Raw genomic sequence first — 8,502 nt, forward strand, 5'->3', positions numbered from 1 at the left:
CTGCAATTTAGCAGCAAGCAGCTTCGCCCATTGCATTACCTTTCTAGCAATAAAATAGAACAGAATGCAGAGGATGATGATGACTAACACAATGCCGATGATTTTCGCAATTTGCTCGAGTAGCAGCATCCAATCAGACGGCGGTTTCGTTTCCTCCAAAGGCATCTCAGGTGTTGAAGAATCAATAGGAGGTTCTTCAACCGGTGTCTGCTCCCTAGACTGGTTTAGCCAGTTCATTATTCGCTCAATGATTGAATGAAAGAAGCTCTCAATCATCTTCTGAATTTGTCGGAAAAGAGCAAGAATGCTAATGATGCTGACAATTACAATAATTAATAGACGATTTTGGCGTTTGAAAGCAAGAGTAGCTGACGTTTTCCCTGAATCTACTGTTTCACTGTTCAAATGCCGCTCATTTGCAAAAAAGAAAAATATAATGACGGCAGCAATTCCGCAAACGATTAAAACACCGTTGAACTCCATCAGTTTTTTTAACGCAATTATTTTTAACGGCTGCACAGCGACATAAAGGAGCACGCCAATCAGCATCTGTGTATTGGGAAATGAGTTGAACCATCCGCGCAATTGCGCCGACATGCCCTTCATTGCTGCTACAGCAGCAGCAAGTCCGCATACAACCATAGGGACGATATCCACATTACCTACCCATGCGATAATGAACAAACTGCTATGCAACGCCCCAATAGCAATAGCTAGAAGCAACTTCACGCCGTATCGTAATCTTGGATATTTTCCGAGAATTAGCGATGCCGCCCAGTAACAGAGAGGAATCGTTGCTATCCATGGCCACAAAGCTCCAGCAGGCAGCAAGTAAACAGCTATCGCTAAAAATACAGGCAAATAAAAGAGCAGTTCAATAACGCCTTGACCTAAGGTATTTAAAGAAAAAGATCGCTTCTGTGGCTCATTCACGCGGTCACCTCTTCTCTGCCGCTACCTGATATCGCTTGTCCAACATCGCTAATCGTTGGCTTAGCAGTATCTGTCAGCATCCAAACTGCGACTGCATTGCCGTTGTAGCGAAGCTGTTCAGYTTGTTTTTCCAGTTCTTCGTTCCAATAAGCCGTAATCATTAGCACATCTCGTTCACTGAAGCCGCTTCTTGCTTCGCGTTCCAACAAATGATGAAACAGCTCTGTTCGTTCTATATCGAGCTTCGCCATTTCCTCTAAAATAACGATTAAATGCTCATGCCCGCCTCTAGGTTCAATGTGAACGCTTTCCATCATGCCGGTCAAAGGCATATTGGATGCAAAACCAACTTCCATGCCCTGCTGAATGACAGCTTCAGCTGCCCCTGCTGCCCATTCAATGCCTAGCTCGATTAACGATAAATCAGTAACGCTTCGCCACATGCCCTCTACATCGTCCACATTCAAATAAATCATCAGTCTGCGGTCCGCGGTAAAATCATACTGATGGACTTGAAGGCTTCCTGTTTTTGCAGTAGCTTTCCAGTTGATTTGCTTATACGTATCGCCCGCTTGATAATCGCGAACGCCTGCAATAATGAATGGATCGTTGATAATCCAGCGGCGAATCGATTGATCACCCTGCCAGCTATGATAAGGTAGCTCATGAATGGGCACCTCGGCAGGCTTTGGATAAACAAGCAGTTCCCCTTGAAGCGCAATTTGAGCGGACGAATGGGTTAAACCAAGCGGATCACCGCCCGTTAACGTGACGGTTTGAAGCTTGTACCAGCCTCGTTTTGCACAGGTGATGCGGTGTGTGCGCGTAATTTTTGTATACGGCGATAGACTAAAGAAGCTCTTATGGTTCTGATAAAGCTGCCCGCTGCTCACAGAAAAATTATCAAGCTGTTGAAAATGCAGATGAGTGGATAGCTGTGATTCCACGCGTAGYCAGGGCACCGGCAGCCATTTGGCGTTGGCCATCTCTTCTATCATCTCAACCTGCTCGCCGCTATAGCATGTTTTGCTCGTAAAACGCCGTTCATATTGGATACGGCGCAATACGAGCTTTTGAAATATTTTGCCCTGTAGTGACAAAATGACGATTGCAGCTAATATAAACCAGAATAAAATCATCAGGCTGCCTAACGAGCCGTAACGCCTGCTTCAGCAGGCACGGCCGTCAAACGAATAATGTCATCAATAATGGATTCCGCCTGATTTGCTGTACGATGCATGCCGCGAATGGCTAGTCGGTGGGACAAGACCGGCTTCGCCATTGCCTTTATATCATCAGGCGTAACGAAATCACGTCCTCGCAAAATGGCATGTACCTGGGAAGCGCGGAGCAGCGCTTGACTGCCACGCGGACTGACACCAACAGAAACCTCCTCACGCCTTCGTGTTTGCTCCACGATTTGCAGCAAATACTGAAGGATGTCATCGTTCACTTTCACCGCTGAATAGGCTTGCTGTGCCTTCTGAATGACATCTATTCCTGCAACTGGCTCAAGCTCCGCAAGCGGATCATGATCTTTAAAACGTTTTAATAGCTGCAAACCTTCTTCAGTCGTCGGATAACCCATCTTAATTTTGAATAAAAAACGATCGAGCTGTGCTTCCGGAAGTGGAAACGTTCCTTGATGCTCCACTGGATTTTGTGTAGCAATAACCATAAATGGACGCTCCAAATATTTGGTTTCACCGTCGATGCTGATTTGACGCTCTTCCATACATTCGAGCAAACTCGATTGGGTACGAGGCGTCGCACGATTAATCTCATCTGCTAACAGCAAATGAGTAAACAATGGACCAGCTCTGAATTCAAACTCGCTTATTTTTTGATTATAGAAATGAATGCCGCTTAGATCCGATGGAAGCAAATCGGGTGTAAATTGAATTCGCCTGAAAGATAAAGCCAATGATTTGGCCATAGATTTAGCGAGCAAGGTCTTTCCTGTTCCTGGCACATCCTCGAGCAGCACATGCCCTGATGTAAGGAGTCCGATGAGCATTAGTTCTACAACTTCCTCTTTGCCTACGATGACGCGTCCAATATTAGATTTCAATTGTTCGGCTAGTTGTTTTATCGCTTCAATAGACATAAGTCAACTCCTTCGTTAGGTTGTAAAGCCTGTTCGAGCACGCTGCAGTTTTTGCAGTTCACTCCAGCGAATCATACGGATGTTTTCTTTTTGCAACGTATTCTTGATCTCAGCATCACGGAATAATTCGAACTCCATTCCCCGCTTTAGAGGCTGCATGTGAAAAGCATTCAGCTCATCGGTTACGAGAGACGGATGTATAATAATTTCAGAGACTCCTGGTTGCAGACCCTCAAGCACCTGCTGCATGCTTGCCTTTAGTGAATCAAATGTTTCACCCTCCTCCAAGTGGAACGGCAAGCCGATTAAATAATCAAGGATAACAACACCCTTCGAATCCGCCAGCATTCCGAGCTGTTTGGCTTGCTCTTCCAGCTCAGGAGAGGCCACTTGACCAATATTTTGCCTTAAATTACGCGGCAAACGGAAAGGCAGGCCATAGGAAGCGCATACATCCAGAACGATAGATAAGAAATTTCTGCCGGTTGCTAACCCATACAAGCTTCCCATGTGATTGTCTGCATGCGATGGTTTCATCCCCATAGCTAAAGCCATTTCAATTTGTGCGATAAGTTCTTCTTTAACTTGCTCTGGATCAGCTTGCAGCTCAAAGCTTTTACTGTCCTTCGGGAAATAATTTTCATGGGTGACAAGCGAACTTGTGCTTCCTTTGCGGTTGACTGGACCCCAGCGGTACATATCCCATTCGCTAGTAAATGTGAAATGGACACCCACATCGACTTGCGGATGCCTTGCACTCCATAGCGCTGCTTCCCTCGCCCAGCCGCAAGGCATCATAATCGTCGCCGAGCTCACCGTTTGTTCTAGCAGCAGCTGCTGAATGCCGACATTTACCGAATGGCATACTCCGTAGTCATCTGCGTTAATAATGAGCAGTTTTTCGTTCTCGCCGTATCCCAGTGCTTTGGCTAAACTCATGAAAAATCATCCTCCCAATGTTCATTAATCCAGCGGCAGCCAAATGCTGATTGATCGATAATGCCGCAAAGTATTTCCTCATCATCTAAATTATCTCTTAAGCGTATGGCAAAATGCAATGCTACATCAAGCAATCTTAATTTCATTAATATCGGCAATATCTTAATTTCATGAAGAGTTAACGGATTCGTATCCTGATAACCCTGCAATAAACGCTTCACCTTCTCTTTTATATTTAGGTCATTTGGTTTTATGATATCGACAATAATGACAGCAAGCTCCATCGCTCTAACATCGACAGTCGTAAATTCAAAATCCAGCACACCTACGATCGTATCGCCTTGACATACCGTATTATTAAAAACCAAATCACCATGGATCCATTGTTCCGGCAGCCCGATAAGCTGATTACAATCTTCTTTCAGCTTCAGGCGCTCCTCATGCAAGGCCATGAAGCTTGATTTTCTACCTTTAAGATCTACGGAAAGCTCTGCCATTGCAAAAAAAGCTTCCTCATCCATCAAAGCATATGTATTCTCCAACATGAAATAAGGGCTGTAAAGCGGCAAGCCTTTTGGGTTTATTCCGCTTAAAGCACTAGAAAGCTTCGCAGCTGTAACGCCTAGCGCATAAACATGCGCTGGGTTTGAAACCGTCGGTCGGTCACCATCAATAAACTGAAATAATGACGATAAGGTGCCATCTGTTGCAACGCTAATCGTTTCGCCTTGTTTATTCTGAACTGGAATCGGCACCTTAAAGGTTAGCTTCTGTTTATTCAAGTCGTTCAGTATCTCATGTTCAAGCCTTACAATATCCATATCCTTATGGTTATTGTAAATGCGCAGGACAAATTTTTTATTTCCCGACGAAATGATTCGGGTCGTATTATTCATTCCACTCTCCMGGCTCTCAATATGACAAGGCTCGGCGAACGCATATGCATCTAAATAAGCTGTAAAATCTATGGTGTCGGTCAAAACAGACAAGCCTCCTTATTGATCAAGCTGCAATCTTGTCAAGCGAGCCCCTAGCTGTTCCTGCCAGCTCGCAGCCAATTCTTTCACTTCAAGCAGCTCTCTTATTCCTTTTATGTCATCTTTATCACGGTACATGACACGGTTAGCTTCCATAACCGTTTTACGGGCCGGATGTTTATATTTAATTTCAAACGTCATCCCTGCCTGTATATGGCCCTCTTGGAGTACGCGGAAATAAAGACCTGTGTAGCCTTCACGCTGAACATGTCCCGGCAATTCCGGGAGCTTATGCCGCAGCCCCAGCTTATAGCACGGCTGTCTTGGCTGACTTACTTGGAGGATCACATCACCTGCTTGGATTATATCGCCGATGCACAAATCCCCTTCTGTCCAGCTCGAGAGCGTAAAGTTTTCACCAAAAGCTCCGTAATCAAATGGCTCCTCGTATTTCTCACGCCAATAGGCGTATCGTTGCTCGAAATAGACGCATACCGCTTTGTCTGGTCCACCATGATGAATCGTATCGCCTTGTCCATCGCCCTCAAGTCCTATAGTGCTCAAAGCATGGGTTGCTTGTGAAGGCTGCTTATAAATTCCTGTTAATACTTCTTTGCTGCCGTGTGTTATTGATTTCGGCATTCCTATATTTAGTGACACAAGTTTAGCCGTTTCTATATGATGTGTCATTAGCTTCGTTCCTCCTATAAATATCTCTCATTTGACTATTATAATCTTCTAAGGGAGATGTTGGCAAAGAGAGATAACTATATCGATAACTTTTGTGATTTTCCCTTTCCCAGCAACGCTTTCGACACATTCTACTTGCGTTAGCCACTGGCTGTCGAAAACCTCTCTTTTCTGTTACTTATTGCGTTTCCCCGGGAAATGTTTTTTAAATAGTCCGACTATTTCCTAAATGAGTACCTCATTATTTCCCACAGCATCGACATACAGATTAATTTAAAGGAAATTTTCTTTCCATAAAATAAAGCTCCTTGCGCGAACGATCAACTCTGCTCTGCAGGCTCATCCCATGTTTTTGCCGATACCTTAGCTCCATGAAAGAGATCAAAGTAAGAATTACAAAAGCTGCAATTGAGCCTCGATAATCGATGAATATAGCAGCTAGTATCGTCGTTAACAGCAGCCAAGCTATGGAAACCACATGGATTGGGATACTCCAGCTGCCCAAATGCCACGGTGATGCATGCAACTGCGCATGGATCTTCCCCTGTTTTATTTTCCAGGCAATCGGTATGGCATAAGATAAATTTAAACATATTATCGCTGCAGTTAGAAGAAAAATGATTGTATCGTCTCTATAGCTGAAAAAAGCAATGAGAAGAATAGTTAGTGAAATGACCGCACACAACCAGACGGCAGGAATCGGCGTCTGATGCCGCTCCGACACATTAGACCACCGTTGGCTCAGCGGCATGGCGCCATCACGTGCTAGGCTGTATACAATCCGCGAGCATACTGTCATCGTCTGCAGTCCGCTGCTCCATAATGATAGAATGACAAAAATAATGATCATACTGGTGCCGCCCCAGCCAGCAGCTGCCGTTTGTAGAAACGTTCCCAACCAGCTTGGTCCGTTAGACAATGGAATGGATATAAGCATAAAGCTCAGAAGTACAAAACCAATAACAAATGTGTAAGCAGTAGATAAAAAAATCGACCACGGTGCTCGTACACGAGGATCAATTGTTTCTTCCGATCCTTGGCTTGAGCCCTCCATGCCAATAAATAGCTTTAACAAAAGGAGCGTACCGCTGACGAATGATCCCGCCTGCACGGTACCATTCCACTCTGCATTTTGAAATTGATACATCAATACAGGAGAATAGCTGCCTGGCCATGCAAGCCAAGCTAGCCCAGCAATAATGAATAAAGCAATAAATATTTGCAGTATAACTCCGCCTGCTTGCAGCTTGCTTAACATCCGGTTTCCAAAGTGATTCACTGCACATTGGGAAGCAGTCAGCCCTGCAACGACACACCAAAAAGTTAAATCCGAGGTTTGATAACCTATTCGAGCGGACATAAAACCGTCCAGTAAAGCTGCACATGCGCAGTTTAGCAGCGCAAGCATAGCTAAATGTCCAGATGCTTGAAGCCAGCCTGCTCGCACTCCCCATGAGCGCCCGCCTAATGAGGATGCCGTATGATAAATCCCGCCTGCAGTCGGTGTCACAGATGAGAGTTCTGCGAGAGATGCACTTAAAATAAGTGCAAATAAAGCGATTATGGGCAAACCAAATCCAATAACCGACGGTCCCCCCTCTCCGATCGCTGGCCCAAACAAAAAAGCTGCGCTTCCAATAAGACCGAGCACATTAAACGATAAACCAAATGACGATAACCCGCCGAACCGCCGTCTAAGCTGCTGCGCTAAACCATAACGATGCAAATCATGTTTGTCCTGCAGCAACTGCGCCTGCAAGCCATAACCAATTAGATTCTGATGCTTAGATAATGAAATGGACTGTTGCGCTTTGAATGCGATGGCCATAATCACGGCAATGACAATCGCAAATAATAATAATCCCGCTAGCAATAAAATCATCCAATCACCCTCCTACGTAACTGTATGAGTGGTTTGGATGTCACATGCAAAAGGAAGAATGATTAAAGCGCATAACAAAAACTCGCATCCATCAAGAAGCGAGTCGATTGATTTTTATTTTTTCACTCAGCTTAATTAGCACTTTGCTCCAGTATTCCATAAACGAGTGATTTGAGCTCTATGATATCAAAGGGTTTCGTAAAACAATGTGTAATGCCAAGCGCAAGCGCCTCTTCCATTATGTCTGGATCTGCATATGCCGTTATGAGAATGACAGGCACCTCTGGCGACAACATTCTTATCCCACGCAAAATTTCTATCCCATCCATTTCGGGCATTTTCAAATCAAGCAGTACACAATTCGGCTTCTGCTTCTCGTAAATGTCCAAGGCGATACTGCCGCTTTCAGCTTCATAAACATCGATTCCCTGCGCAGCAAACAATTCAACAAGCATCATTCGAATAGCGGGTTGATCATCTACAACTAAAATCTTATAGAGCATATCTGCTGAATAAGGCATCGAGCTTATAGTTGCTTTCGCAGCGGTCTCAGCAAGGGGTTGATCTGCTATTCGATTCGTAGATATTGACGTAACTGTCGCGGATGGTAAAACAGGCGTCCTTTCGGTGGAACATTGCTGCTCCTTTTCCATTTTTCGTTGGTGAAAGAAGACAAACGACACCGCGACAATTAGAGCTGCTGCGAATAATATGAGAAAATATATCAATGCGTTGTCTCCTTATGTTCTTAGGCTGAATAACTGCTAAGAGAAAATGGTTTCATTCAGAATTAGTCATTAACCAGCATCGGACCTAGTGGACCATCCTCATTAATGATATCTTGCAGTTCGTAGACGGATATCGGAAAATACAGAAATCCAAACACATAAGCTGCCAGCTCATATAGCTGGAAATAGACGACAAGTGAACGGTCCGCTACGTAATAGTCCTGGTCAGGTCTTATGGATTTGAAA

Annotated in this window: 9 protein-coding genes; all 9 read right to left on the bottom strand. The window is 44.5% G+C overall.

Translation table 11 applies throughout. From position 1 onward, the window contains the following. Nucleotides 1-933: hypothetical protein (locus AC1DSE_RS24955; RefSeq protein WP_477528343.1), on the bottom strand; the 933-nt coding region annotated here is incomplete at its 3' end. Continuing rightward, nucleotides 930-2,072 carry a DUF58 domain-containing protein gene (locus AC1DSE_RS24960; protein WP_477528344.1) on the bottom strand — a complete coding sequence of 381 codons (1,143 nt, stop codon included), beginning with the start codon at nucleotides 2,070-2,072 and terminating at the stop codon, nucleotides 930-932. The genes AC1DSE_RS24955 and AC1DSE_RS24960, both read right to left, overlap by 4 nt. Nucleotides 2,073-2,080: 8 nt before the next feature. After that, nucleotides 2,081-3,040, bottom strand: a complete 960-nt coding sequence (locus tag AC1DSE_RS24965; RefSeq protein ID WP_339202631.1) for an AAA family ATPase — start codon at nucleotides 3,038-3,040, stop codon at nucleotides 2,081-2,083. Nucleotides 3,041-3,055: 15 nt separating this feature from the next. Then, nucleotides 3,056-3,979 carry a polysaccharide deacetylase family protein gene (locus tag AC1DSE_RS24970; RefSeq protein WP_477528345.1) on the bottom strand — a complete coding sequence of 308 codons (924 nt, stop codon included), beginning with the start codon at nucleotides 3,977-3,979 and terminating at the stop codon, nucleotides 3,056-3,058. Beyond that, entirely contained in the window at nucleotides 3,976-4,959 is a 984-nt protein-coding gene (locus tag AC1DSE_RS24975; protein ID WP_477528346.1) for a phosphotransferase, read from the bottom strand. Before AC1DSE_RS24975 ends, AC1DSE_RS24970 begins: the two co-directional genes overlap by 4 nt. Before the next feature lie 15 nt (nucleotides 4,960-4,974). Next, on the bottom strand, nucleotides 4,975-5,646 hold the full coding sequence (locus tag AC1DSE_RS24980; RefSeq protein WP_477511833.1) for an MOSC domain-containing protein: 672 nt from the start codon (nucleotides 5,644-5,646) through the stop codon (nucleotides 4,975-4,977). A gap of 268 nt (nucleotides 5,647-5,914) precedes the next feature. Further along, entirely contained in the window at nucleotides 5,915-7,528 is a 1,614-nt protein-coding gene (locus tag AC1DSE_RS24985) for an amino acid permease (RefSeq protein WP_477511832.1), read from the bottom strand. Between the two features lie 131 nt (nucleotides 7,529-7,659). Then, nucleotides 7,660-8,256, bottom strand: coding sequence for a response regulator (locus AC1DSE_RS24990; RefSeq protein ID WP_441882384.1), 597 nt, complete (start codon nucleotides 8,254-8,256; stop codon nucleotides 7,660-7,662). A gap of 62 nt (nucleotides 8,257-8,318) precedes the next feature. Further along, nucleotides 8,319-8,502: RsiV family protein (locus AC1DSE_RS24995; RefSeq protein WP_477528347.1), on the bottom strand; the 184-nt coding region annotated here is incomplete at its 5' end.

The organism is Paenibacillus sp. 01L418 (genome assembly GCF_056400045.1).

Coding starts and splice junctions, on each gene's coding strand:
- AC1DSE_RS24965 (WP_339202631.1), bottom strand. CDS start 3,040: ATGTCTATTGAAGCGATAAAACAACTAGCCGAACAATTGAAATCTAAT.
- AC1DSE_RS24970 (WP_477528345.1), bottom strand. CDS start 3,979: ATGAGTTTAGCCAAAGCACTGGGATACGGCGAGAACGAAAAACTGCTC.
- AC1DSE_RS24980 (WP_477511833.1), bottom strand. CDS start 5,646: ATGACACATCATATAGAAACGGCTAAACTTGTGTCACTAAATATAGGA.
- AC1DSE_RS24985 (WP_477511832.1), bottom strand. CDS start 7,528: ATGATTTTATTGCTAGCGGGATTATTATTATTTGCGATTGTCATTGCC.